Raw genomic sequence first — 26,714 nt, 5'->3', positions numbered from 1 at the left:
CAACAGGATCAATACTCGCTGCTTTGCGACCGTTTTAAAATAGTAAATACGTTTACTATAATTAACGAAATAATTAATAGTGCCATTACGGTTTATTAATTGGAAAAAATTGGACTTAAAATAATTACGTAGATTTTTATTGCACGGTTTTAACTATTAATTATAATTGGCAATTATTTCCTATTAAAATATTTACAGTAAACCGGGGCTTGCTACTGCTAAATAATTTGCACTTATTAAAACCAAAACAGTGCCACAATCAGCTAATTAAGGTATAAATGGTTATTTTTATAAGTAATTAACGTACTTTTGCAGCTAAAAGTATAGGAGCAGAATGATCACGGTATCTAATTTATCTTTACGTTACGGTAAACGCACATTATTTGAGGATGTTAACCTTAAATTTACGCAAGGCAATTGCTATGGCATTATTGGTGCCAATGGTGCGGGGAAATCAACATTTTTAAAGATATTATCAGGCGAAATTGACCCTTCAAGCGGATCGTATAGCTTTTCGCCGGGCGAGCGTATGGCCGTTCTGAGCCAAAACCATTATGCTTTTGATGATTTTACCGTATTAGAAACGGTAATGATGGGGCATAAGGAAATGTATGCCATAATGAAAGAAAAGGATGCCATTTACCTTAAAGAGGATTTTACTGATGCCGATGGCGAACGTGCCGGAGAATTGGAAAACCTTTTTGCCGAAATGGATGGTTGGAATGCGGAAAGCAATGCCGCTACCCTACTGAGTAACTTAGGTATTAAAGAAGAGTTTCATTACCAGTTGGTAAAGGATTTAGATAATACACAAAAAGTACGTGTATTATTAGCACAGGCACTTTTTGGCAAGCCCGATATTCTGTTATTAGATGAGCCTACCAATGATTTGGATATACATACCGTAGGCTGGCTGGAAGACTTTTTAGCCGGATACGAAGCCATTGTACTGGTAGTATCGCACGACAGGCACTTTTTAGATACCGTTTGTACCCACGTGGTAGATATTGACTTTGCAAAAATGACCATCTATACCGGTAACTATACCTTTTGGTATGAATCAAGTCAGCTGGCATTAAAACAAAGATCTGATCAGAATAAAAAGACGGAAGAGCGCGTAAAAGAGCTCCAGGAATTTATCCGCCGTTTTAGCGCCAACGCATCTAAATCAAAACAGGCTACCAGTCGTAAAAAAGCGTTGGATAAAATCAATATCGACGAAATACAGCCATCAAACCGTAAATACCCCGGTATTATATTTAATAACCAGGGCCGTGAGGCGGGCGACCAGATATTACAGATTGAAAACCTGAGCAAATCATTAAACGGCGAACTGCTGTTCAGCAATATTCGCCTGATGGTGAATAAAGGCGATAAAATTGCGGTTATATCGCAAAACAGCTTAGCTACCACTGCTTTTTACAATATATTAACCGGCAGGGATAAAGATTATAAAGGCGAATTTAAGTGGGGAGTAACCATTAATGCTGCCGATATACCTATTGACAACTCCGATTATTTTAAAGGTAAAAACGATAACCTTATTGACTGGCTGCGCGAATACTCGCCGGGAGAAAAGGACGATCAGTTTATCCGCGGATTTTTGGGCCGGATGTTATTCTCGGGCGAAGAAGTATTGAAGAAAAGCAATGTACTATCGGGAGGTGAAAAAATGCGCTGCATGTTTAGCCGGATGATGCTGCAATCAGCCAATCTTTTGATGTTTGACGAGCCTACCAATCACCTCGACCTGGAATCAATTACCGCTCTTAACAACGGCATGAAGGATTTTAGAGGCACCATGCTGTTCACCACACGTGACCATGAGCTGGTACAAACCGTGGCTAACCGTATCATAGAGATCACCCCGGGTGGTACTATTGACAAACTAATGAGCTACGACGAATACATTAACAGCGATGTGGTTCAAAAACAGCGTGATGAATTGTACGCTGCAGTTTAACTGAAAAATACACAAGAAACCTTTTTGATTAACTTAATTTCTTACTTAAGATAAACAAAAGGTTTTCTCACTTCAAAAAAAATTCGTTTATTTGCATCCCAATCAAAAACACCTGACTTTGTAGCTCAGTTGGTAGAGCAACAGACTCTTAATCTGTGGGTCCTGAGTTCGAGCCTCAGCGGGGTCACTAAAATGCAAAAAACCGCTTCTAATTTATTTAGGAGCGGTTTTTTGTTTTTTAGTGCTTTTTAATATTGTGTTTTTATAATTAACCTTAATTAGCATTTTGTAATTAACTCTCTTTAATTTAGTGATATCTTAACACTTAAAATAATATGATGATCAATAAGATAGTAATTAAGCAGTTGATTTGCTTGCCACTAATTTTAGCAGGTTTAAATACAAACGCCCAGGTTGCTATACTTCAAAATACTATTGATAAAATTGAGAGCTATAAAAATTTCAGCTATCAATATGTTTATAAACAGAAGGAGGTGTTTAGTGATACCTTAATAACAAACAATAAATACACCTTATTAAAGACACCAGAAAATAAAGAGATTGGTTATTTTTTTAGATATGAGCTTAAATACGGCGATATGAAAGTTCCATCGACAGATCTATACCATGGAGAAAACTTAATTTCATTAAATCCTGACGATAGTACTTATAATACCAGAAATTCACAAGCAATAACTTTTAGCGGATCATTACCTGGTGAATTAAGCTGGATAAAAACCTTTTCAAATAAAAACCCAACTAAAATTACACAGGTAGGTGATACCATTATTAATTCAATCAATAGTTATCACTTAATTCTAAATACTAAAGATACCACTATAAACAAAAATCACCTGTATACACGAATACATCTGTTTATTGATAAGATTACGGGGTTGCCTACTGGTAAATTAGTCCGCGCAAGGACTGCTGATTTAGGAAAAGAAATAACAGACTATTATACAGAACAAATCTATTTCAATTACAAGATTAATCAGGATAGCATCAACACAACTTATTTTGCTATTCCCGAAGGATTTCATCCGGCCAAAGAAAAATCTAAAGAGGAAACTGCTTTATTAACACCAGGCAAGATAGCTCCTGATTGGACCTTATATGATACTGATGATAAAAAAATATCATTATCACAATTGAAAGGCAAAATTGTATTACTGGATTTTTTCTTTGTTGGCTGTGTACCTTGTATGAATAGCTTAGCACCGTTGGATAAACTTCAGGAAAGATATAAAGATAAAAATTTTGTAATCCTGAGCATCAGCGACAGAGATAGTAAAAAGTTAGTAATGGCATTTAAAAAAAGTCAACGTATAAAAAATCAGATGCTGCCTAATGGCGGTGATGTTGCCAAATTATACCATATAACCTCGGCTCCTACTTTTTACGTCGTTGATCAGGAAGGCAAGATAGCGAGTGTAATAAATGGATATCCGGATGGTTTTGAAAATAAAATATCTTCTATAATCGACCAACTAATAAAAAAATCATAACCTGATTCCTCGTTGTTTTATCTTTTGTTGTAAAACTAAATAATTCAGCCAAGTTGCTTTGGAAAAAAACCGCTTCTAATCCATTTAGAAGCGGTTTATTTAGCTTATTTAAATTAAAGCTTTTTTGTAAAATCAGCTCTATTCTGAAGCCAGCAATTCGTCTAATTGATTTAGGCCCATAGTGAAACCACCCTGAAAGCCCATCTCTACCATCATTTTTATGGTTGCTTCATCATCAAAGTTAATATCAATTACCACTTTGGTTTTATCGCCAAGGGCTACAAATTTATTATCCCAATGACTTAACGATGCGCCGGGTGCTACGAAACCATGCTCGTCAGAAAACACAGTATCAGCCGCGAAACGGCTGCCATTTTCAATAGCGGTAAATTTTACATGGCTCCAATGTTTCTGCCCCTCCGGCCCTTCCATTGAGTACAGCCAAACGCCGCCTACCGTAAAATCCATTGATTTAGTTATAGCAACCCATGGTTTAGGGCCCCACCATTTTTGTAGCAGGGCAGGCTCTGTCCAGGCTTTCCATACTTTCTCAATCGGCGCATTAAACTCACGTACTACGTGAATTTTTTTGGCAGCAAGGTCTTTTTCGAACACAAAATTGTTTGTCATAATTATTTTAGTTTACAGGTCATTTAACAAATTATCTAACTGATCAAAACGATCTTCCCACATCTTGCGGAAACGTTCGAGCCAAATGTCAATCTCTTTCATCTTTTCGGGGTTAAAGTGGTAATATATTTCTCTGCCGGTTTTTTTTTGTATCAGCACTTCGCATTCGGTCAGGATTTGTATATGCTTTGAAATAGTCTGCCTGGTAGAATCAAAGTGTGCTGCAACAGCATTGGGCGTCATAGCTCCCATCGCCAGTAAAACTAAAATGGCGCGGCGTGTAGGATCAGCAATGGCATGAAAAACATCTCGTCTCATTTAATATGCAGTTGATTGACTGCAAATATATGCGCAACCAATTAACTGCGCAAATTATTCTGAATATTTTTTTTGCATTTTAAGGTTTACTATTAGTCATGATCCAAGCAAACCATTTTCCGAAGAAAAAATATTTGAACAGTTTGTTGAAGTATTTATTAGCCGGGCTGTCAATTCTTAAACTTAATTTTGCAAATATTGTTACTGATCAATAACCTAATTAAGCAACATGAAGATAGCTACTTATAATGTTAATGGCGTAAACGGCCGCCTACCGGTTTTACTGCGCTGGCTCGAAGAAACCAAACCCGATGTGGCTTGCCTGCAGGAACTCAAAGCCCCCGACGAAAAATTCCCGGAACAGGCTATCCTTGATGCAGGTTACCATGCAATATGGCATGGGCAAAAAAGCTATAACGGGGTAGCTATCCTATCGCGCAATGCGGATTTGAAAGAATTAAGGCGCGGCTTGCCCGGTGATCCGGATGATACGCATAGCCGCTATATTGAGGCCTTAGTTGGCGGCATTGTTATTGGCTGCTTATACCTGCCCAATGGTAACCCGGCCCCCGGCCCCAAATTTGACTATAAACTAAACTGGTTTGAACGTTTAACCCAACACGCCGCAGGTCTGCTCAAACACGATATTCCCGTAGTGTTAACAGGCGATTACAATGTGATGCCCACAGAGATTGATGTTTACAAACCCGAGCGCTGGGTTGATGATGCCCTCTTCAGGCCAGAAACAAGACAGGCATTTAAAACCTTGGTTGACCAGGGATGGACAGATGCCATCCGTAAACTTCACCCTAACGAAAAGATCTATACTTTTTACGATTACTTTCGCGATGCTTATGGCCGCGATGCCGGTTTACGTATTGACCATTTTTTGCTTAACCCACAACTCAGTGACCGTTTAATAAGCGCCCAGGTTGACCGCCATGTACGGGGCTGGGAAAAATCAAGCGATCATTGCCCGGTATGGATAGAATTGGCCGATAAATAATAAATCGTAAATCTTTTATTATTATTTAAAATGTTTTTGCTGCATGATCGTCTACCAGTTAACGGCTTTGCAGATTAAAAACAAAGCAGCAAATGAAATACAGACTTCCTCTTATACTACTGGCATGGATATTTGCCGATATTTATTTTTTCGACGCGGTTGAAACGCTTACTACAAATGATTGGATACTAACAGGCTACCGCCTGATAGATGTACTCTTAGCAGTTGGTTTTGTTTCTCTTTTCTGGCTCCGTCGGGCAAAAAACCCACCTGCACAGTTTATGTCGTGGTTAATGGCGCTGGCATTGTTAACCATTATTCCTAAAATATTTGCTTTCCCGCTATTGCTTTTGGAAGATGTTTACCGGGTATTTACGCATTTTCCACCCCGGAGTATATGGGTTAGTGAACTGGCCATGTTAATTGCTGCTATTCCATTTTTTAGTTTGATCTATGGGATGACAGGTGGGCGTCACCGCTACAAGGTGCACCGCGTAAGCCTTAAATTTAAAGATCTGCCAAAGGCTTTTGACGGTTTTACGATAACCCAGTTATCAGATATACATGCAGGCAGCTTTACCAGTAAAAGCGGTGTTGAAAAGGGCATTGCACTGGTAAATAAACAGAACAGCGACCTTATCCTTTTTACCGGCGATTTGGTAAACAACCAGGCTACCGAAATGGATGCATGGATTCCGTCGTTCGCTAAATTGAAAGCTCCCTTTGGTAAATATTCGGTTTTGGGTAACCATGATTATGGCGATTACATGAAATGGGAAAGCGAAACCGCACAAGCGGCGAACCTTATACGCCTAAAGCAAGTACATAAAGAAATTGGTTTTAAACTGTTGCTGAATGAAGCGCTGAGTATTAAAAAAGATGGTGAATCAATTGCCCTGATAGGTGTTGAGAACTGGGGCAAAGGCGGGTTCCATAAATATGGTGATTTAGCTTTAGCCACAGCAGGCGTACCTGATAGCCAGTTTAAGATCCTTATGTCGCACGATCCATCACATTGGGAAGCAAAAACGCTTGATCATGAAAAGCATATTGATCTGGCATTAGCCGGTCATACACATGGTATGCAATTCGGTATTGAGCTTTTTGGCTTCCAGTGGAGCCCTGTAAAGTATGTTTACCCGCAATGGGCCGGGCTTTATAAAAAGGGCGAAAAATACCTTTATGTAAACCGCGGCTTCGGGTTTCTGGGCTTTAAAGGCAGACTTGGTATATGGCCAGAAATTACAGTGATAACTCTGAACTGTGCCTGATCTTTTATTCAGGGTTAAAGTATCTAAACTACATTACAGATACTTCCTGATCATAGTTAGCAGCTGCTGTGGTTCAAAAGGCTTTAGCATACAATCGCTAAAGCCGCTTGCTATCAGATCTTTTAGCATCTGCTCATCAACCAGCGATGCGGTTAAAGCAAGCACAGGAAGCTGTGGGTATGGCTCTTTCACCTTATATATGGCTTCATAGCCGTTCATTACGGGCATTTCAAGGTCCATTAAAACTATATCAAAATGAGCGCCGCCTGCAAGTACTTCTAATGCCTGCTTACCATCAGTAACGGTGCTTACAATTGCCTTAAAGCCCGACAGGATCTTTTTGGCAACCATCATATTGATCTGGTTATCCTCAACCAGCAATACATTTATGCCCGATAAATCACGCGGGGGGTCGGCTTTTACAATTAAGGGTTGTGCCGTACGAGCAAAAGTCAGGCTAAAGCTAAAAGTACTGCCTGCGCCCTTTACGCTATCTAAAACAAGGTTCCCTCCTATTAATTTAAGCAAGCGCATACTAATGGTTAGTCCTAATCCGGTACCGGTTAGCTCCTTCGTATTTTCGTCGTATACCTGCCAAAAGCTTTCAAATATTTTAGCCTGGTCTGCCTCATCTATCCCTGCCCCGGTATCTTTTATGCTGAAAGAAACGGTAATTGCATCGTCAGTTTGTTTATTGCAGATAGCTTCAAGCCTGATAAAACCCTTGCTGGTAAATTTCAACGCATTAGTAAACAAGTTACTAAAAACCTGGATCAAGATCTGGTTATCGGCCAATACCCAGGTGTCTAAAGCCGAATCAATATCCATAATAATATCAATCCCTTTATCATCGGCTAAGGCATTAAAAGGCAAGGCTGCATTGTTAATTAGTTTATAAAGATTTACTTCTGTTTGGTTTACTTCTAATTTACCCGCTTCAATTTTATTAAAGTCGAGTATATCATTAACCTGCTGCAGCATATTGTCTGAGCAGTATTGCAGTATCTTTATATATTCTTCCTTTTTCGCTGCATCTGTTTCTTCCTTAAGTAAGTTAACAACTCCAATAATTCCATTGAGCGGTGTGCGCAATTCATGGCCCATAGTGGCCAAAAACTGTGTTTTGGTATCAATTACCTTTAAACTTTGTTCTACCAGCTCATCAATGTATTTTTTTTCGAAAAAGGTATACAATGCAGCGAGCACTATGGTTGTTAAAATCGCCACTATCCTGTTGATCAGTGCTAATTTACTGATCTGGCTTAGCGTAAAACTTTCCATTGGTTTTACATACCTGCCTATGCAAATGCACAGGATAAAGGAAAAAATAATAATGGAAACAAAGGTGAGCGACTTACGGTACTTGGTTTGTTTAAGATCGACAATGAGCGGAACTGCAATAAGCACCGGGAAAAAATACAGGTATTGGTCTGATTGCAATCCTTCAAGCATGGCCGAAAACACCAGCAGCGCGCAGATCATGGAAATGATAGAGATGGTCAGATCCTTAATGTCGCCATTATACTTTAATAGCATAAACATTAAAATAGAAAAGCAAAAGCAAGCCACCAGAAACGATGAAACATACATGCCGATACCCGCATCATAAACTGAAAGCCCGATTCCGGTAAACATGGCTGCAAGCCCAAGCTGGTAAGTTCTTTTAGGTACCTCCTTAATATCAAAAAGCGGATTGAGGTGCTTACTTTCTGGCTGAATGGCCTGATGATATTTATCGGTTATCTTATTCATGTGGGTAGCACGCACCAAACTTTTCCTGCTGCCAATATAAGCATAGCATACCGCAAATTTCAGTTCAAAAAAACCAGGTGCAGTAACTCAACAACTTAATTGCACATTTGATTGAAAATGCGTGCTATTTTTAAAATCCGGCTTTAAAGCGTAGTGCCCACATTATTAAAATAACTATCAAGGTAACCTTTGGGCGATGTACCTGTTATGCATTTAAATACCCTGTTAAAATTTGTAATGGTATTAAACCCGCACTTATAAGCCACGGTTGAGATACTCTCAAATTTATTGGTTATCAATCTTTTACGGGCCTCATTTATCCTTACTTCATTTAAAAAGGATATATAGGTATGGCCCGTATGTTTTTTAAAGTAGCGGCAAAAGGCCTGCGGGGTCATACAAGCGGCTTCGGCAACATCATCAAGCGTAATGGGTTTGTTATAATGCTGTGTGATATAAGTATAGATATTGTTTAAGCGCAGCCCTTCATTTTCGGCAAAGCCATTCACATCACCAAATGACGACAGTGCTTTCTTTTGATCCTTTACATTATTGAGGTAATTAAGGAGCTGGAAAAAGATCAGCAATTTCTCTGATCCTGTGGTTCTTTCAACCCTCAGCATCATTCTTGATACAAGCTTTACATGATTATCAGGCAGTTTAAACCCTTGCTGGCTTTGTTGTATAAAATTTTTAAGGGTATTCATCTCCTCGAGCTCAAACAAGGATGAAAGCTTCCCATTCGGGTTAAAGAAAATAGTGATCGCTTTAATGCTTTTATTATTGCCTGCTACAAAATATTCAGGATCACTTTTAAAAAGATGCGGCAAATTAGCCCCCAATAAATAGATCTCGCCCGATTTAAAGCTGTGCATACTGTTACCCGTAATAAGGGTACCCTCGCCCTGCTGTATCCAGGTTAATTGCGCTTCCTGGTGCCTGTGCAGATAAGGGTAAAAAAACGGAAGATCAAACTGCTCACTGATAACGCTTTTTTCGCCGCCAACCGGGATAGTAAATTGTAACACCTTCATATCTGTAATTTTTTATCCGATATGAATTTAATATATTAACTTGATTAATTGAATAATAATATTAAACAGGGTAATATCCCGTTATTAAAAGATAATTTCACGCAATTAATCAAACAATTCAGCAAGCTTAGGGAGATTTAAATGCTATAAAACAGCAAAGCGCAGAACAATGTTCTGCGCTTTGCTGTTTAGACATGCTAATATTTTCAATATTTATTATAAAACAATATTGTGAAATTAAATAAGCTGACACCCCTTGAAATTAACCAATAATCCAATCATTTCTCACCTGATTTTGGAGTGCCAGCTTATTTAAATATTTATCCTTTTTTATTTACTATCCCACCAAAGCCTGTCGCTTAACGTAGCAGACTGCTGTGGTTGTGGATTTGAAATGATCTCCACCTCCGGATAAAGAACCCTGCGCGGAACTGCTAACAACGCACCTGGTACCGCAGGTAAAACAGGGTAGCCTGTACGCCTGTAGTCGTTAAAGTTTTCAAGCGACAGGAAGTTAGCCAGGTTTTTTTCCTCAATGATTAATTGCTCGGCATTGCTGCTGGTTAATGCTCTTGAAGCAATATAGCTGTTGGCACTGGTTGTGCTTATGCCCAATTTAGCCATGTGCGATTGTATGGCACTTTGGTAAATGGGCTGCGCACTTGTATATCCTGAAGTGATCAATGTAGCTTCAGCTTTCAGGAACAATACTTCAGAGTAGTTTACAATGTAGTTATAAGCACCTGTTGCTCCATAAAAATCACCTGGACGGGAATAGTTCTCTAACGATCCAATGGTGGTAAGCCCCTGGCCAAGCCCGGTATATAAACCTGTGGCGGTAGCAGGCGCAACCATTACCGTTAAACGCGGATCGCTGCGGGTAGTGAAACCGTTAACAAAGGTATCACCCAATACAACAGTACTTGCAGATATAAAATCCTGCTGCCACGGGTTTTCGCCACCAGCAGCACCTGAGTAGGCCATTTTAAAATCATCATCGTTTGATGCCATTGCATTGTTTAAAGCCGTTAATGCTAACTGTGCCTGTGCAGCAGCAGTATAGCCCGGTGCCTTTGTTAGGTGCATATAATAGCGGGCCTTTAGGGTGTATGCCAGCTTTGTCCATTTACTCATGTTGCCCCCGTATATCAGGTCATCCCCACCCGGTGTTACCGTACTGTTTTTAGCAATATCAGCAATACCTCCATCTAACAAGGTCTGAATATCAGCGTAAATGGTTTTTTGGGAATCATAGGCTGGTGTTAGTACGGCAGTGCCCTTAAATGCATTTGAATACGGGATATCGCCCCAAAGATCAGTTCCGGTACCCAGGCAATAAGCAGTTAGAATTTTTGCTACGCCCGAATAATTGGTTTTACCATCGGCTACCGCTTTTTGGTTTAATGTTACCAGGTTATTTAAGCAGGTAACATAAAGGTTTGTCCAATCGCCGTCCATATCTGTATTGTACATTAAATAAGTACCTGCATTGGGCGCTACCTGGTTTAGTGCAGCTACCTGCATGTATTCCTGCACGTTTACTGCTACGCCGCCGCCTGCATATAAATTTGATGCTATAGCTAACTCAACAGGGGCTAAAATCTGTGCCTCGGCAACGTCTATGGGTTGATTTGGGTTTTTATTTACGTCAATAAACTTCTTACATCCCGTAACACTTACCAGGATACATGACAGTAAAATAATATATACTTTTTTCATGGTTATTAATTTTTAATAATGATAAATGCTGGTTACAGGGTAAGTTTTATGTTAAAATCAATAGACCTTGATGTAGGTACCGAGAATGAATAAATACCCTGTGAACCATTTGATGAACCAAATGAGCTTACTTCAGGATCGCCACCGGTAAAGTGAGGTGCATAGATCCATAAGTTACGGCCTGTAACGCTTACGTTAACCGCTTTAAATGGCGTGCCTTTTAACCAAAGCGGTGTTAAAGTATAACCAATGCTCGCATTTCGTAATTTAATGTATGAGCCATCCTGTATTACAGATTCGGTTATTCCGTTTAAACGCTGGTAATAGCTTTGGCCGGTTACCGATATAGTATTTGGCAAACCTGTTGCAGCACTTATACCATCAACAACCCTTGGTGCCCTGTTTTCGGTAACTTTAGGTGTTCCGTAAAAGTAGCCGTACCCATCAACATTGTTTTGAATATCGCCACCTCTTTTAACATCAAAAAAGAAGCTGAAGCTTAACCTTTTATATTTAAAATTATTACTCCATCCGCCTGTCCAGTTAGGGTTGGTGTTACCAATAATCCCTTGCGATGCAGCTGCATAAGGCAATCCGCTGGCATCAATCAATAATTTACCTTGTGCATTACGGGCATATTGCGTTCCGTAAATGGTACCATAAGGCTGGCCTACTATAATTGTGGTGAAGCCGTTACCAATCTGTTGCAGATCGCCATCAATGCTCAACACCTTATTACGTACACGGGTATAGTTGATGGTCATGTTCCAGGTAAAGTCTTTTGATTTTACAGGTACTACCGTCAATAATACTTCTACTCCCCTGTTTTGCATTATCCCTGTGTTAACAGTAGTTCCGCTATAGCCGGTTGATGGTGCAATACTTACACCCGGAATAATCCCATCAGTTGTTTTTTTAGCGAAGTAAGATGCCTCTAAACCAATCCTGTTGTTAAAAAATCCAGTTTCCAAACCTAATTCAAACTCGTTAACCCTTTCGTTTTTCAATAATGGGTTACCCAAAGTTGAGCTTAGCAAAAAGCCCGATTCGCCCTGGTAAGGGAAAGTAATGTTGCGGATGGTTTGGCTGTAGTAAGGAGTGGTAAGCGAATATGGGCCAACGTTTGAGCTACCTACAGTTGCGTACGATACCCTTAGTTTGCCCAGGTTCATGATGTCCTGCAAATCTTTAGAGAAGAACTCTGAAAATATAAAGCTGGTAGCAGCAGATCCATACGGATAAAAGCTGTGCGCTGTTGATAATACAGAGCTTCCGTCTTCCCGGCCGGTTAATGACAGAATCAGGAATCTTTTATAGTCGATATTAGTTTGTGCATAAAAACCAACTTTGCGCTGAAGAGAATGGCTTTCTGAATAACTTACGGTTGATGCTGAGCTGATGTTATCCAGACTGGCTACTGAAAGGCCTAAGCCATTGGCGTAAGAGTCTTCAGAATAAGATGAAAATATGTTGTTACCAATTAAACCGTCGATATTAAAATCTCCGAATTTATGGCTTGCACTAATAATCAAATCATTGTTCAGCTGTCTGAAATTAGCATTGTTAACCACAATACGTCCGTTTGGATTAGATACAGACTGGGCCGATTCATGATAATTATCCTGTTCGGTATAAACATCGGCACCAAAACGCTCAGTAACTGTCAGCCATTTTAATGGTTTGTAATCCGCTGTAAATGTTGGTAAAAAACGGTTAACACCCGATGTGTTTGATATATTATTCAATACCCAATAAGGGTTGTTTCTTGAATAACGGTATAAACGCTGGGTACCATCTGCATTTTGATATGGCAGCAGGTTATATGAGATAGGGGCAGTAAAAATCGTCCAAACAGGGCTTTCTAAAGCATAACCTTCAGGTAAGCGGTCGTTTTGTGAATTTGAGTAGTTTAACTGAAAAGTGGTAGTCAAGTTTTTATAAACCTGTGCACTATACTTGGCAAAAAGCGTGTTGCGTACAAAAGCGGTTGTAGGCACAGTTCCTTTTTGATCAAAGTTTGAGTAGGATATAAAGTAGTTTGAGTTGGTGCCGCCGCCATTAATACTAAAGGTATTGGTGTACGTATGGCCGGTTTTAAAGAACAGATCTGCCTGGTTATATTTTTTAGCCGGTTGCCCGTTTATTTTTAAGGTATCCATCAAAGCGCCCCAGGATGTGCTTGTTTTACGGGTATCCCCATCATAATATACACCTAATGAACCTTGCGAATACTTATCCTGAATTTGCGGAAGCAGTGCTTTTTCGAAGGAAAAATCAGACGAGAAATTAATGGTAGGCTTCTGCCCGGTTTTCCCGGTTTTTGTGGTAATGATGATAACACCATTGGCACCAGCCGAACCATATAGGGCGGTTGCAGCAGCTCCCTTTAAAACGTTGATACTTTCAACTATTGATGGGTCAATATCAGCAATCCTGTTAGTACCCGGGCCAGAGTTAAGGTTTCCGGTTTCGCTGTTATCTACCGGGATCCCGTCAATAACCATCAAAGCATTGTTATCGCCATAAAATGAAGAAACACCACGCACAACAATACGTGCCGAGCTACCCGGCGAGCCTGATGAACTGGTTACCTGCACACCCGAAACTTTTCCGTCAATATCATTAACCAGGTTGGGATCTTTGGCAGCTACCAGTTCGTCGCCTTTAATTTCCTGGCTGCTGTAGGTAAGTATCTTTTTTGATCGTTTAACGCCCAAAGCCGTTACAACCACTTCATCCAACTGCTGGTTGTTTTCGGTTAGTGTAATTTCAATAGTGGTTTGGCCTGTTAAATTAATCTCTTTGGTATTATAACCTAAAGATGTAATTACAAGGGTTGATGCACCCTGATAACTGATGGTAAAATTACCCAGTATATCCGTTGTGGTTGCTTTTGTTGTCCCCTTGATCCTGACAACGGCGCTGGGTACAGACAGGCCCTTTTCATCTGATACCTTGCCCTTTAGGGTTGTGCCTTGCGCATAAGCAATGGAGTGAACTGCCATTATGCATAAACAAGAAAAGAACAGCTTTTTAAGTACACGTTTGAGCTTCATAAACAATAGTTTTAGTTTTAAATAGTTTACACTGAATGATCAGATGCCGTAAAACTATCTACCAGAAGCCCCGTTTTCTTTAACGAATTTTGCCAACTATTACAATATTTTAACTCAATTGTTACATTAAAGTAATGTGTAACAGTTTTATCGTGTTTTATTAACACTTATTTTTAAAATTTATCAATAAAAAACACCCTTATTTAACACAAAGCCAATACTTTATACAACCTGTTGAATTATTGTTAATCTGCACCTGATAAATCATTATTAATTATTTTGCTAATGAGGTTAAAATACAGGTAATATCTGCCATATTTCAGCCTGTATATCAGGTTGCGTTCCTGTACCTTTATTGTATTATTTAAGTTTTGTTTTGATCATATACTATGCTGTTAAATAAGCCTGCATTATTTGTATCGTTTTTGATTTTAGGATTGGTTAGCGTTAAAAATATTTACGCACAATCATACGTACCCGAGTGGAACGACCCACGTATTAAGATTAAGCCACAGGTAGGCGTTAAGGCATACAGCTTTGATTTAAACCAGGTAAGCTTGTTAAACGGACCTTTTAAGGATGCCATGATAGCCGATGAAAAATACTTGCTATCAATTGATGCGGACAGGTTATTATCAGGTTTCCGTTCGCACTCGGGCTTAAAAGCAAAAGGCGAATTGTACGAAGGCTGGGAATCATCAGGACTGGCAGGCCATACGTTGGGACATTACCTTTCGGCCATATCCATGAACTATGCCTCAACTAACGATCCTGAATTTTTAAAACGAATAAATTATATAGTTGATGAACTGGCCCAGTGCCAACAGGCCCGCAAAACGGGCTATATTGGTGCGATACCAAAAGAAGATTCTATCTGGGCCGAAGTAGCAAAAGGAAATATCCGCTCGCGCGGGTTTGATTTAAACGGAGGATGGTCGCCCTGGTATACGGTTCATAAAGTAATGGCTGGTTTGCTGGATGCTTATTTATATGCCAATAACACAAAGGCATTGCAAATAGCTGTAAAATTAGCCGACTGGACCGGCCAAACCATTAATGGGTTGGATGATGCCAAACTACAGCAAATGCTGTTTTGCGAATATGGCGGCATGGCCGAAACCCTTGCTAATATTTATGCCCTAACCGGGGATAAAAAGTACCTGGCCCTCTCCTACAAGTTTTATGACAAACGGATCCTTGACCCGCTTGCTAACAAGCAGGATGTTTTACCGGGCAAACACTCAAACACCCAGATACCTAAAATAATTGCCAGCGCACGCCGGTATGAGTTAACCGGGGATAAAAAAGACCAAGATATTTCCCGTTTCTTTTGGGCTACCATAGTTAACGATCACTCCTACGCTACAGGCGGCAACAGCAATTATGAATATTTGAGCGACCCTGATAAACTGAATGATAAGCTAACTGAAAACACTACCGAAACATGTAATACTTATAACATGTTAAAGTTAACCCGCCATTTATTTGCCGTACAGCCATCTGGCACGTTGATGGATTACTACGAAAAAGCACTATACAACCATATCCTGGCATCGCAAAACCATCAGGATGGGATGATGTGCTATTTTGTTCCATTGCGGATGGGTGGTAAAAAAGAATACAGTACCCCTTTTACTACATTTACCTGCTGTGTAGGTTCGGGCATGGAAAACCATGTAAAGTATAACGAAAGCATTTACTTCCGCGGAGCTGACGGCAGTGTGTATGTTAACCTGTTTATTCCATCCATATTAAAATGGAAAGAAAAAGGGATCACTATTACCCAGCATAGCAACCTGCCCGAAAATGACCAGATAAGCCTGAATGTAGCAGTCACCAAACCAACACTATTTGCGTTACGCATCCGCAAGCCAAAATGGGCATCATCAGCCACTATAAAAATAAACGGGGTGGTACAATCTATATTGCCAGATGCTGAAGGCTATTTGGTATTGAACCGCAAATGGAAAAACAATGATGTGGTTGAGTTAACGGCAAAAGAAAACTTATATACCGAAGCCATGCCCGATAATGTTAACCGACGCGCCGTTTTTTATGGCCCGGTATTGCTGGCTGGTGTATTAGGCAACACAGAGCCAGATCCGGTTAAAGGTGTCCCGGTATTTGTTACCAGCGAAACAGATCCGGCTAAATGGTTAAAAATGGTTGATGCCAGGCAATTGAGCTTTACCACAACAAACGCCTCACAGCCCGGCGATATAAAACTGATCCCGTTTAACCGTACCCAAAATGAATACTACACCGTTTATTGGGATGTATTTAACCCATCGGCATGGGCTGTGCAGCAAAAAGCTTATGACCAGCAAAAACGGAAGCAGCAGGAGTTGGAAGCCCGCACCACAGATATACTGCGTGTAGGGGAAATGCAGCCCGAGCGCGACCATAACTTTACAGGCGAGAATATTATTACCGGCGAAGATCACCAGAAAAAATGGCGGGCTACGGATAATGGCGGCTATTTTGCTTACGATATGAAGGTTGATCCCGACAAGCAAAACTCCTTGATAAACACCTACTGGGGAATGGATAACCGCGGAAGGATTTTTGATATTTTTGTTGACGGCATAAAACTAACTACTGAAGATTTGAACCAATATAAGGAAAGTAAGTTTTATGATATCACTTACATTATACCGATTGAACGTACTAAAGGAAAACATAAAATATCCATCAAATTACTTCCGAAAACAGGTAACAGTGCCGGGCCGCTTTACGGAAGCCGGGTTATAAAAGAATAGCAAACAAGGCAGACATAAGCATAATATTGGCTTAACATTTTTAACAAACAACAATTTTAATTTTGTTAGCGTTAAGGATAAACAATTAAACCATTTTGATTGTTATTACCCTACCAATTATAAATTTTATGTCTAAAAGAATCCTAATTGTAGAAGATGACCACGATATTCTCAGCCTTTTAACGGATGTGTTGAATCAGGAAGGTTATGAAGTTGCAGGACTTGACCATACCCATTCAATAACCAACAGTATAAATGAGCATAAACCCGACCTGGTAATGCTTGATTTTTTAATACCCGGCATTAACGGCGGCGAGTTATGCCACGAGATTAAAACCACTGCAGCAACTGCAAAACTGCCGGTAATAATGCTTTCGGGCTTCCCAAGGGTATTGGAATCTTTAGGCAATTACGGCTCTGATGGCTTTATTGCCAAGCCATTTGATATTGATGTGGTGATCCATACGGTTCAGCAATGTTTATCAAACAATGCTGAATTAGTTTAAAAATTCTATCAAAGGCCGATCAACACAAAGTGTAAAACTTAGTATTGAACGGCCTTTTAAATTTTATTGCTATCCATAATAATTTATGGTTCAGCACTCATGTGTTTTTCTCTATTTATTTCTCTATCCATAGCGAACAAATTAAAAACTTGCTGGTTAATTGAATGTTCAGTATTCAGGAAATTAGCTTAGTTTTTAATTTATCCCCATGTCAAAAAAAGTAGCAGAACAACTGGTAGAAATGCTGGTTAACGCAGGTATTAAAAGAGTTTATGCAGTTACAGGCGATAGCCTTAACGAGTTAAATGATGCGGTAAGGCGAAACCCTGATATACATTGGGTACATGTAAGGCATGAAGAGGCCGGCGCTTATGCAGCAGCGGCCGAAGCTGAACTAAATGGAATTGCCTGTTGCGCAGGCAGCAGCGGCCCGGGTCATATTCATCTTATAAATGGATTGTACGATGCGCACCGCTCCGGTGCTCCGGTTTTGGCCATTGCATCAACTTGTGCTACTGTTGAGTTTGGGAGCGGCTATTTCCAGGAAACAAATACCATAAAACTATTTGATGATTGCAGCCACTATAACCAGATAGCCACTACCCCTGCGCAATTACCCAGGATGACACAGGCTGCTATTCAATATGCGGTTCAGCGTAAAGGTGTTTCGGTGCTTGGTTTACCCGGCGATCTATCGGCCATGACTGCGGTGGAGAACATCACTGCCGATAAAAACTATTTTTCGAAAGCTGTGGTAAAACCATCAGCAGCTGACCTGGCCGAATTAGCCGAATTAATTAACGGCAACCATAAGATCTGTATTTTTTGCGGTGTTGGCGCAGCCGAAGCACATGACGAGGTTGTTGAACTTGCCGGCATATTAAAAGCCCCTATAGGTTATTCTTTCCGTGGTAAAATGGGGATGCAGTACGATAATCCTTATGAGGTTGGGATGACTGGTTTATTGGGACTGCCATCAGCTTACCATAGCATGCACGAGAGCGACCTGATCCTGCTTTTGGGTACTGATTTCCCGTATACACCGTTTATCCCGACAGATAAAAAAATAATTCAGATTGATACCCAGCCCGAAAGACTTGGCCGCCGCGCTAAACTCAATATGGGTTTACATGGCGATATTAAGCATACTTTAAAAGACCTGATACCTTTATTAAAACCAAAAGAAGACGATAGCTTTTTAAAGGCCCAGTTACATATTTATGAAAAGGTAAAAGAACACTTAAATATTTACGTAACCGATAAAGGAAAAATAGATAATATACATCCCGAAGCCGTTGCCGCCGAGTTAAACAAATTAGCTACAGAGGATGCCATATTTACGCTCGATACGGGTATGTGCTGTGTATGGGGATCGCGGTATATACATGCAACCGGCAAGAGAAAGCTACTTGGTTCCTTTACACATGGCTCAATGGCTAATGCCATGCCGCATGCCATTGGTGCAGCCTTTGCCAGCCCCGGTAAACAAATAATTGCTTTATGCGGCGATGGCGGCATCTCTATGATGCTTGGCGATTTAGCTACCATTAAACAATATAACCTGCCTATAAAAATTGTGGTGTTTAACAACAGGGCATTAGGAATGGTTAAATTAGAAATGGAAGTAGCCGGTCTGCCTGATTCTGAAACAGATATGGTAAACCCTGATTTTGCTTTAATAGCGCAGGCTATGGGTATTAAAGGCATCACCATAAATGATCCTGATAATTTAGAAAACCAGTTAAGCGAGGCATTTGCGTATAACGGCCCTATACTGGTAAATGTAATGACCGATCCTAACGCGTTGGCTATGCCTCCAAAAGTTGAGTTAAAGATGGCAGCGGGCATGGCCCTATCCATGACAAAACTAATGCTTGGCGGTAAGTTTGATGAGGTATTGGATACCGTAAAAGCAAACTACAAACACCTGGCAGATTTGACAGGCCTATAGTATTATTTAACCGCTTTAACACCTTCGCTGGTCATAACTACGCGCTTTATGGTTCCGTCTTTATTATAATAAAGATAATCGATACATACTGAGCGGTGAAAACTCCCGGCATCGGCTGCTAAAGCGCCATTATGATAAATAAAATAGCTTTTGCCTTTAAAATCAATAATAGCCTGGTGGTTGGTATTACTATTACCTGCCAGCTCGTTAATAATTCCTTTATAAACCCAGGGGCCGTTTATATTGCGGCTCATGGCATAGGCAATCTTCTCCGGAAACTCATAGGCATATGATAAATAATACCAGCCGTTCCTTTTATGAATCCAAGGTGCTTCGGTATAGTGCGGCAGTATGATATTTTTTATAGGGCCATCCAGTTCAATCATATTCTTTTTCAGTTTTGCGTAATAGCAAATGCCGTTACCCCAAAATAACCAACCCTGCCCGTCATCATCAATCATAACGGTTGGGTCAATATCATCCCAGGGGTGCGTAGCTGCTTTGGTCATATCATTAGTTACCAATGCCGATCCGCGGGCATCCTTAAAGGGCCCTGTCGGGCTATCAGCAACAGCAACGCCTATTGCCTTACCCGGTATTGCAGCGTGTTCAACAGCAACATACCAGTAAAACTTGCCATCGCGCTCAATTACCTGCGATGCCCAGGCATCATCCTTAGCCCAGGTAAAATCTTTAACATTTAATGGCGATTGATGCTCCGTCCAGGTAACCATATCCGGTGATGAGAAGCATGTCCAGTTATGCATAACATAGCCGTTTCGCCCTTTGGGTGCTTCATCGTGCCCGGTATATAAGTAAACCTGATCTTTATAAACCATAGCAGCCGGATCAGCTGTAAACTCATGTCTTATTATTGGATTTCCCGATGAATGTATAATAGTATCGGCAACAAAATTTGCTGCCTTTACAGCACTCATACTTAATAGAATAGCAGCAGATAACAGCGCTACAGGCAAATATTTTGGTTTAAACATTGTATTTTATTTATTATCCGGATGGTTAAGAACTACAACCGGCCATTGATCTTCCCAATTTAATTTTTCTATCCGAAGTTTGGAGATACCATGATCTTTTGCATCATAACCATGAAATATAATATAATCAACCCCGTTAAAATTACATACGGCGTTATGCCCTACTCCGTACCAATCTTTATCACCGGCTAAAAGTATGGTGCCGCCGCCTTCATTCATTGGGGTGCCTTTTTCGTCCAGGTAAGGCCCGGTTAGTTTTTTTGAGCGACCAATGATCATTTTATAAGTGCTTTTTGGCCCTTTGCAGCAATAATCTATCGATGCAAAAAGATAAAAATATTTACCTTTTTTATAGATAAAGGGTGCTTCAATTGCATTACCGCCTGCATCGGGCGGGTTACCATCAACCGCCGGTAAATTTGCAGCTTTATTTTTTAGCCGACTGGCTATGGTAGGTAAGTTATTGATGGAGCCATCAATATGCATCCTGTCTTTAGTCAGCTTAACAATTTTTAAACCCTCCCAAAATGAACCGAAGGCAAGATATGGTTTACCATCTTTATCGGTTATCAGGTTAGGGTCAATGGCGTTCCAGTTTGTTTTGCCGGGGATGGATTGAATGATCATTCCATGATCCGTCCAATGATAATCAGCAGCACCAGTATGTAATGTAGGGCTGGTGGCTAAACCTATTGCCGAAGTGTTTTTACCAAAGGCCGATACCGCATAATACAAATAATACAAGCCATTATAATAAGAAATATCTGGTGCCCACACATGGTTTTTAAAACCGGAAATTGAATCAACAGCCCATTGGGGAGCGGTTTCAAAAACAGGTTTTTCGGCTTTCCAATGCAACATATCGGTTGATGACCATTCGGCTATGCCTCGGCCGGTACAAAAAATATAATAGGTACTGTCCTGCTTAATCATTACAGGATCATGTACCGATATATCAGTTCTTAATTCCTGGGCATTGGTGATAATGCCCAGGAACAGAATAGTTAACAATAAAAAAAACTTTTTCAAATTCTGATCTTAAAGATTTTTTAACCTGATAATTTTAAATGTATAAGGCTCAACAGCAGTTTTAACCAATTTACCATTCACTTCCATCTCTGATTGTACAGGGATCACTGCTTTTGGATTAGTTAAAGAGTTTTCAGCATCCTTTTTATCGCTGCGTAAAGTGGTAACCTTTGCAAGTTTTTGATAACCCGCAGCACCTTCAATATTAAAACTGATATTTTGAGTAGTAGCCGTGCTGTTAACAAACTTAATGATCAGTTCGTGGGTGGTTTTATCAATGCTTGCCGTTGCATAACAGCCATCCTTGCCTTCTACCGCTTTATTATCTAACAGAAGTGGTACTACATCCGTACCCTTATTTAGCGAGAATAATTGCTGTACATAGTAGTTAGGGGTACCGTACGAGTTCAGGTTATCAAACCAGATCAGGTCGGGCGTCCACTGCCAGCCTTCAACATGCGCAAATAATGGTGCGTACGATGCCATGTGCACTACATCGGCATTGCGCTCAAGCCCTGTCATAAAAGCCGCTTCGGCCAATGCACATTCCCAGTTATTTTTATTTTCTGGACTACCTATAGCTACACTTTGAGCAGCATATTCGCCTGCAAATATTTTAGGGCCGTTACGGTCGTAATTATCATAACGGTTGGCATTTTGTAAAAACCATTCGGGAGCACGGTAGTAATGTTCATCTAAAATATTAGCCTTCAGCTTGCGGAAGGTAGTGTTCAGGTAATCAAAAACTTCACCATCCGGATTGGGGCCAAGGCTGCTTACCAATTTAACATCAGGGTATTTGGTATGGATGGCCTTTTCAAAGATTTTGAACCTTTCAATATACTGCTCGCCCCATTGCTCATTACCTACGCCCATCATTTTTAAATTGAATGGTTTAGGGTGCCCAAGCGCAGCACGTTTTTTACCCCATTTGGTATCAACCGATCCGTTTGCAAACTCAATCAGGTCAAGCGCATCCTGCACATAAGGGCCTAACTGATCTATAGGTACAAGCTCGCAGGTATTAAACTGGCAGGCCATACCGCAATTTATTATCGGCAGCGGCGCAGCGCCAATATCTTCGGCAATCTCAAAATATTCTAAAAAGCCCAGGCCAAATGTCTGGTAATAATCAGGCGTTGGTCGGTGTGCAAACTCAGTGTTCCAGCGGTTAATGATCATGCGGCGGTTGGCCACATCCCCAATGGTTCTTTTCCATTGATAGCGGGTATCCAGCTCGCGACCTTCAACAATACAGCCGCCGGGGAAACGTAAAAATCCGGGTTTCATATCGGCTAATTTCTGTACTAAGTCTGCACGTAAACCACCTGGGCGCTGTTTCCAGGTATCCTGCGGAAAAAGTGAGATCATATCCAGGTCAATGGCCCCCTTTCCTTTTAGCAATACCTTAAGGCTTGCTTTAGGATCAGTTGCTGATGCTTTAAAGTTGGCCTCATATTTTTTCCACTCTTTTGATGCAGGTATAACACTTGTACTGCCCATAACCTCACCTTTTGAGTTGATCAGTTCAATTTGCAGGCTTACACCCGGGGTGGCAAGTTTAGCCAAGACAGAAAAATTGTACTGATCACCCTTTTTTATACCCATGCCATGAAAGCCCTCGTTACTCAAACCATAACCCCCTGCTGATTTTGATGTTACATGGATAAACCTTGGATTATCCTCATTGGCTTTGCCTCCATTCAACACCAAAATACTACCCTCTGCCCCATCCTGTTTTAACTCTTTCCATCCCATTAAAGGCATCTTAAACTCAAACGACCGGTTCTTTACCAATTCGGCATATACACCACCATCGGCCCCCATATTAATATCTTCAAAAAATATCCCGTACATGGTGGGCTCAATATGTGCCTTTATTTTATCAGCCTGAACCGTATAAACCTTTTCCATTTGGCACATACCGGGCAGGCACCAAGCGGCAGCAAAAAGCATTAAAAAGTATTTCTTCATTCCTTTACTACAGATTATCTTTTATTTTATATAAAGCTATATTAATTATCTCTTTTTACCCCAAACTGCAATACCAGTATTGTTTAGGCCGGTAAATATCAGCGTACTTTTTACGTTGTTTTCCCAGTCCCTTTCGCGTTCAACCTTCAGGTTTTCAGTAGTACCGTTGCTCCATTTTATTTGCAGCATAGGGCTGGTATAGGTCCACGTTCCGGTAGTGGTGGTACCTGTTCCTGTAACTGTGCCACCCGCGGCAATGGTAATATTTGCAGCTACCTGCAAATCAGGAGATACCTGCTCTGCCGAGTAACCGGGCACTACCTGGTAATCTAACTCAATCCGTTCCCATGTTCCGGCTAAATCAGCGGCGGCAACAGCGGTTTGTGTTACATTGGCATAGCGTTCCGGGGATACCACGGGCCATCCATCAGCCGTCCATGATATTTTACGGATATGCAGATCCATAAAGTAGGAATTTATGCTCGGCCTTGCATTGTGCGCCATAAAATATTGCCCGTTACCATCATCAAACACACCACAATGTGCGGTGCCCTGCCAGCCACCATGCCCTGTAAATTGGTATGGTGCAACTATCATAGGGCCATGATCTACATTGGTATTTAAGTCAACACCGTTATAATCAAGAAACGGCCCCTGCGGATTGTCGGCACGGCCAACCCTTACATTGTATTTTGTTTGCAGCCAATCGTAGGATATGAACAGGAAATATTTATTCAACGTTGGATTATAGATGATCTCGGCACCTTCAATGTTACCATTGTATTTACCATTGGTAAAGCCCCTGTTGGCTATCCGCACACCTTTATCGCCCGATGTATTGGCAAGCCCCGTGGCCGGGTTAAGCTTTAATATATAGATACCGTCCCAGGCAGAGCCGTAATACATATACTGCTCGCCCGCTGTTGTGGTAACAACGGTAGGATCAATCGAATTTGTTTGGATAGAATTATCATTTGCTGATGTTTCTACAACGCCCTTTTCAGTCCACGGACCTTCGGGCGATGATGCAGTTGCCATGCCAATAACGCTTAAGCGCGCCACTGCCGATGATAGCGAATAATATAAGCGGTATTCGCTGCCGTATTTTAATACGTAAGGTGCCCATAAGGCATCGTAAGGGGTACCTCCTTTTGAGGTGATGTATTGCGAGCCAAGACTTGGTAAGGATGAGAAAACCCAACCCACATATTCCCATTGCACCAGGTCTTTTGATCTCCTGATCTGGATGCCCGATCTTACGGTTATGCCATAACCAACATCGGTACTGTAGCAATAATAATAATCGCCGAATTTTTTGATAGATGGATCATGTACGTTATAAACAGTCCATTTAGGGTAATAAATAAATGGCGAAATATCGGCATAGGTATCAGTAATGGTGCTTACATCAAATGCAGCAGTCACTACTTTAGTAGTATCAGTAGTGTTGGTGCTGGTTTTAGCAGGATCACTTTTTTTACATGCTGATAATAAAGCTATTATCACCAGGCTATTGTATAGGTATTTATTGGTTATCATGGCAGTATATTTTAATGCTGATTTTTAGTCCGGTTAAAGCACAGATCGGTTATCATTATAAATCTTCAACATTGCTTGTATTAAAAAGGAGCTGCACCACTAAACAGTACAGCTCCTGATTGGATATTAATAACTTGTATTTTGAACCACTCCCGGGTTGGTTTGAATTTCGTTAAGCGGGATAGGCAAATATTCACGGCCTGCAACGTAAGTGTTAAACTCCGGATCGCGGCTTTTTAACCAGGCAAGCTTTGCCGGATCGGCCAGCCATCCCCATCGCAGGATATCATCAAAACGATGACCTTCCAGCGAAAGCTCCAGGAAGCGCTCATGACCAAGCTGATCACGCATTTGCGCCTGTGTCATATTTGGCTTTGTGGTAGCCAGGTCAGGTAATTGAACCCTGCTCCTTACCATTTGTATGTATGGATAAGCTGCGGCAGTACTACCCTGCTCATTCAAACATTCGGCATACATTAACAATACATCGGCATAACGCATCAGTCGTTCGTTAATACCTGAGCGCCAGTCGTATTCATTAGCCTGGCCAATGTCGCCATTTTCATATTTGTGGCACCATAATGCATTTAATGATGAGCTGCCTGCATAAGCTGTGGCAAAGTTAACGCCGTAAAGCTTTTCGCCAGGTTTATTGTAGTACATGGTTACATCTAGGCGCGGATCAACAGCGCCGGTAGTTGTTGCTTCCTGTAAATACTCATTATAAAGTGCGGCACTTGGTTGTACGTCGCCAAAGCCAAAGCTGGCCGCGCCAAATGTTACTGCCCTTGCTGATGTACGTCCCCATCCTGATGATGGCTCGCCACCCCAGCCTAAGTCAGTACCCCCGGCATCTCTTGAAAACTGAACTTCAAATATTGATTCAGCATTGTTTTCAGCATTCAGGAAAAAATTATCGTAGTAATTAGGCATCAAGCTATAGATACCCATATCAATTACCGCTTTAAATTCGGCAGCTGCTGCCGTATAGTTTTTGGTGAACAGGTAAGTTTTACCTAAAAACGCTAATGCCGCACCCTTTGTAGCGCGCCCTACCTGATTATCAACACTGCTTAGATTGGTATAGCTTGTTGGTAAAAGATCTGCCGCTTTTTGAAAATCAGAAATAACCTGTTGCCAAACTACGGCTTGTGGCTGTTGTTTAACCGTATAATCACTGCTTGATTCGGCAGGGGTTAAAGGCATGGGCACATTTTTATAAAAATCGGCTAAGTGAAAATAGTAAAGAGCCCTTAAAAAATAAGCCTGCCCTAAAATTCTGTTTTTCAATGCAGCATCCATAGTAATGGCAGGTACATATTTTAAAACTTCGTTGGCCCTTAATATACCCTGGTAATAGGCCGTCCATGCAATTGATGAGGTAAACCCGCTTGATGCCAGGTTAAATTTACCACAGTTATAGATCTGATCCCAGGGGCTGTTGCTGGTCATATCATCGCCGCGGGTGTTTTCAATCACCGGCGAAAAACGCATGTATGAGCCATCAATAATTAAACTGCCGTAAACTGCATTGATCCCCTCAACAGCATCACTCGATGTTTTCCAGAAGGTTTCAGTAGTTTGTGAATTGGGGTTTACGGTATTCAATGCACTTTTTTTGCAGCTCACCGAGCAAAACAATGCTACGGTTAATGCTGCCGAATATATATTTATATTAAAAATCTTTTTCATCTCTATTGAATA

The 26,714-nt window shown here is 40.8% G+C and carries 18 protein-coding genes and 1 tRNA gene; 8 read left to right on the top strand and 11 right to left on the bottom strand.

All coding sequences use genetic code 11. The features are described 5' to 3' along the window. The first annotated feature begins 334 nt into the window (after positions 1–334). The 3 genes from ACQY4U_RS11000 (at position 335) to ACQY4U_RS10990 (ending at position 3,471) form a co-directional block, all read left to right on the top strand. Positions 335–1,963: an ABC-F family ATP-binding cassette domain-containing protein gene (locus tag ACQY4U_RS11000; protein ID WP_428329456.1), complete on the top strand. Its 1,629-nt coding sequence runs from the start codon at positions 335–337 to the stop codon at positions 1,961–1,963. Positions 1,964–2,077: 114 nt separating this feature from the next. Then, positions 2,078–2,150, top strand: a tRNA-Lys gene (locus ACQY4U_RS10995). 148 nt (positions 2,151–2,298) lie between these two features. Continuing rightward, positions 2,299–3,471, top strand: a complete 1,173-nt coding sequence (locus ACQY4U_RS10990; RefSeq protein WP_428329455.1) for a peroxiredoxin family protein — start codon at positions 2,299–2,301, stop codon at positions 3,469–3,471. Positions 3,472–3,609: 138 nt separating this feature from the next. Here the strand turns inward: ACQY4U_RS10990 and ACQY4U_RS10985 are convergent, their stop codons facing one another. Both ACQY4U_RS10985 and ACQY4U_RS10980 read right to left on the bottom strand, forming a co-directional pair. Beyond that, entirely contained in the window at positions 3,610–4,101 is a 492-nt protein-coding gene (locus ACQY4U_RS10985) for an SRPBCC family protein (protein WP_428329454.1), read from the bottom strand. A gap of 12 nt (positions 4,102–4,113) precedes the next feature. Beyond that, a complete protein-coding gene (locus ACQY4U_RS10980; RefSeq protein ID WP_428329453.1) occupies positions 4,114–4,419 on the bottom strand; it encodes an ArsR/SmtB family transcription factor in 306 nt (101 codons plus the stop codon). A gap of 229 nt (positions 4,420–4,648) precedes the next feature. Between ACQY4U_RS10980 and xth the strand changes: the two genes are divergently transcribed. Together xth and ACQY4U_RS10970 are read left to right on the top strand one after the other, a co-directional pair. Next, positions 4,649–5,425, top strand: coding sequence for an exodeoxyribonuclease III (xth, locus tag ACQY4U_RS10975; RefSeq protein WP_428329452.1), 777 nt, complete (start codon positions 4,649–4,651; stop codon positions 5,423–5,425). Between the two features lie 92 nt (positions 5,426–5,517). Continuing rightward, positions 5,518–6,696, top strand: a complete 1,179-nt coding sequence (locus tag ACQY4U_RS10970; RefSeq protein WP_428329451.1) for a metallophosphoesterase — start codon at positions 5,518–5,520, stop codon at positions 6,694–6,696. A 33-nt stretch (positions 6,697–6,729) separates the two neighbouring features. Here the strand turns inward: ACQY4U_RS10970 and ACQY4U_RS10965 are convergent, their stop codons facing one another. The 4 genes from ACQY4U_RS10965 to ACQY4U_RS10950 form a co-directional block, all read right to left on the bottom strand. Then, positions 6,730–8,448: an ATP-binding response regulator gene (locus ACQY4U_RS10965; RefSeq protein ID WP_428329450.1), complete on the bottom strand. Its 1,719-nt coding sequence runs from the start codon at positions 8,446–8,448 to the stop codon at positions 6,730–6,732. A gap of 143 nt (positions 8,449–8,591) precedes the next feature. After that, positions 8,592–9,482 (bottom strand): AraC family transcriptional regulator, encoded by an 891-nt coding sequence (locus ACQY4U_RS10960; RefSeq protein WP_428329449.1) that lies wholly within the window; start codon positions 9,480–9,482, stop codon positions 8,592–8,594. 330 nt (positions 9,483–9,812) lie between these two features. Then, a complete protein-coding gene (locus tag ACQY4U_RS10955; protein WP_428329448.1) occupies positions 9,813–11,201 on the bottom strand; it encodes a SusD/RagB family nutrient-binding outer membrane lipoprotein in 1,389 nt (462 codons plus the stop codon). A 32-nt stretch (positions 11,202–11,233) separates the two neighbouring features. Then, positions 11,234–14,257 carry a SusC/RagA family TonB-linked outer membrane protein gene (locus tag ACQY4U_RS10950; RefSeq protein ID WP_428329447.1) on the bottom strand — a complete coding sequence of 1,008 codons (3,024 nt, stop codon included), beginning with the start codon at positions 14,255–14,257 and terminating at the stop codon, positions 11,234–11,236. A gap of 389 nt (positions 14,258–14,646) precedes the next feature. Here ACQY4U_RS10950 and ACQY4U_RS10945 point away from each other — a divergent pair, with 389 nt between their 5' ends. The 3 genes from ACQY4U_RS10945 to ACQY4U_RS10935 all read left to right on the top strand — a co-directional run bounded on the left by ACQY4U_RS10945 (position 14,647) and on the right by ACQY4U_RS10935 (position 19,473). Then, complete coding sequence (locus ACQY4U_RS10945) at positions 14,647–17,016, top strand: beta-L-arabinofuranosidase domain-containing protein (protein ID WP_428329446.1); 2,370 nt, start codon at positions 14,647–14,649, stop codon at positions 17,014–17,016. Between the two features lie 128 nt (positions 17,017–17,144). After that, entirely contained in the window at positions 17,145–17,522 is a 378-nt protein-coding gene (locus ACQY4U_RS10940) for a response regulator (RefSeq protein WP_428329445.1), read from the top strand. 208 nt (positions 17,523–17,730) lie between these two features. Beyond that, positions 17,731–19,473, top strand: a complete 1,743-nt coding sequence (locus tag ACQY4U_RS10935; protein ID WP_428329444.1) for a thiamine pyrophosphate-dependent enzyme — start codon at positions 17,731–17,733, stop codon at positions 19,471–19,473. A gap of 2 nt (positions 19,474–19,475) precedes the next feature. Here the strand turns inward: ACQY4U_RS10935 and ACQY4U_RS10930 are convergent, their stop codons facing one another. The 5 genes from ACQY4U_RS10930 to ACQY4U_RS10910 all read right to left on the bottom strand — a co-directional run bounded on the left by ACQY4U_RS10930 (position 19,476) and on the right by ACQY4U_RS10910 (position 26,702). Beyond that, the gene (locus ACQY4U_RS10930; protein WP_428329443.1) at positions 19,476–20,468 is read right to left on the bottom strand and encodes a glycoside hydrolase family 43 protein; all 993 of its coding nucleotides are present in this window, start codon (positions 20,466–20,468) and stop codon (positions 19,476–19,478) included. Between the two features lie 6 nt (positions 20,469–20,474). Beyond that, positions 20,475–21,497, bottom strand: a complete 1,023-nt coding sequence (locus ACQY4U_RS10925) for a family 43 glycosylhydrolase (protein ID WP_428329442.1) — start codon at positions 21,495–21,497, stop codon at positions 20,475–20,477. A 9-nt stretch (positions 21,498–21,506) separates the two neighbouring features. Continuing rightward, positions 21,507–23,471, bottom strand: a complete 1,965-nt coding sequence (locus tag ACQY4U_RS10920) for an alpha-L-arabinofuranosidase C-terminal domain-containing protein (protein ID WP_428329441.1) — start codon at positions 23,469–23,471, stop codon at positions 21,507–21,509. Positions 23,472–23,516: 45 nt separating this feature from the next. Continuing rightward, positions 23,517–25,010: a family 43 glycosylhydrolase gene (locus tag ACQY4U_RS10915; protein WP_428329440.1), complete on the bottom strand. Its 1,494-nt coding sequence runs from the start codon at positions 25,008–25,010 to the stop codon at positions 23,517–23,519. A gap of 126 nt (positions 25,011–25,136) precedes the next feature. Continuing rightward, a complete protein-coding gene (locus tag ACQY4U_RS10910; RefSeq protein WP_428329439.1) occupies positions 25,137–26,702 on the bottom strand; it encodes a RagB/SusD family nutrient uptake outer membrane protein in 1,566 nt (521 codons plus the stop codon). Positions 26,703–26,714: the final 12 nt, after the last annotated feature.

The sequence above is a fragment of the Mucilaginibacter sp. genome (assembly GCF_965277465.1).
Taxonomy (GTDB): domain Bacteria; phylum Bacteroidota; class Bacteroidia; order Sphingobacteriales; family Sphingobacteriaceae; genus Mucilaginibacter.
The sequence above is the reverse complement of the archived record's forward strand: the minus strand, read 5'-3'. Positions and strand labels throughout refer to the sequence as shown.

Bases quoted from the DNA above. Each gene is read 5' to 3' on its own strand.
- ACQY4U_RS11000 (WP_428329456.1), top strand. From the start codon at position 335: ATGATCACGGTATCTAATTTATCTTTACGTTACGGTAAACGCACATTA.
- ACQY4U_RS10990 (WP_428329455.1), top strand. From the start codon at position 2,299: ATGATGATCAATAAGATAGTAATTAAGCAGTTGATTTGCTTGCCACTA.
- ACQY4U_RS10985 (WP_428329454.1), bottom strand. From the start codon at position 4,101: ATGACAAACAATTTTGTGTTCGAAAAAGACCTTGCTGCCAAAAAAATT.
- ACQY4U_RS10980 (WP_428329453.1), bottom strand. From the start codon at position 4,419: ATGAGACGAGATGTTTTTCATGCCATTGCTGATCCTACACGCCGCGCC.
- xth (WP_428329452.1), top strand. From the start codon at position 4,649: ATGAAGATAGCTACTTATAATGTTAATGGCGTAAACGGCCGCCTACCG.
- ACQY4U_RS10970 (WP_428329451.1), top strand. From the start codon at position 5,518: ATGAAATACAGACTTCCTCTTATACTACTGGCATGGATATTTGCCGAT.
- ACQY4U_RS10965 (WP_428329450.1), bottom strand. From the start codon at position 8,448: ATGAATAAGATAACCGATAAATATCATCAGGCCATTCAGCCAGAAAGT.
- ACQY4U_RS10960 (WP_428329449.1), bottom strand. From the start codon at position 9,482: ATGAAGGTGTTACAATTTACTATCCCGGTTGGCGGCGAAAAAAGCGTT.
- ACQY4U_RS10955 (WP_428329448.1), bottom strand. From the start codon at position 11,201: ATGAAAAAAGTATATATTATTTTACTGTCATGTATCCTGGTAAGTGTT.
- ACQY4U_RS10950 (WP_428329447.1), bottom strand. From the start codon at position 14,257: ATGAAGCTCAAACGTGTACTTAAAAAGCTGTTCTTTTCTTGTTTATGC.
- ACQY4U_RS10945 (WP_428329446.1), top strand. From the start codon at position 14,647: ATGCTGTTAAATAAGCCTGCATTATTTGTATCGTTTTTGATTTTAGGA.
- ACQY4U_RS10940 (WP_428329445.1), top strand. From the start codon at position 17,145: ATGTCTAAAAGAATCCTAATTGTAGAAGATGACCACGATATTCTCAGC.
- ACQY4U_RS10935 (WP_428329444.1), top strand. From the start codon at position 17,731: ATGTCAAAAAAAGTAGCAGAACAACTGGTAGAAATGCTGGTTAACGCA.
- ACQY4U_RS10930 (WP_428329443.1), bottom strand. From the start codon at position 20,468: ATGTTTAAACCAAAATATTTGCCTGTAGCGCTGTTATCTGCTGCTATT.
- ACQY4U_RS10920 (WP_428329441.1), bottom strand. From the start codon at position 23,471: ATGAAGAAATACTTTTTAATGCTTTTTGCTGCCGCTTGGTGCCTGCCC.
- ACQY4U_RS10915 (WP_428329440.1), bottom strand. From the start codon at position 25,010: ATGATAACCAATAAATACCTATACAATAGCCTGGTGATAATAGCTTTA.
- ACQY4U_RS10910 (WP_428329439.1), bottom strand. From the start codon at position 26,702: ATGAAAAAGATTTTTAATATAAATATATATTCGGCAGCATTAACCGTA.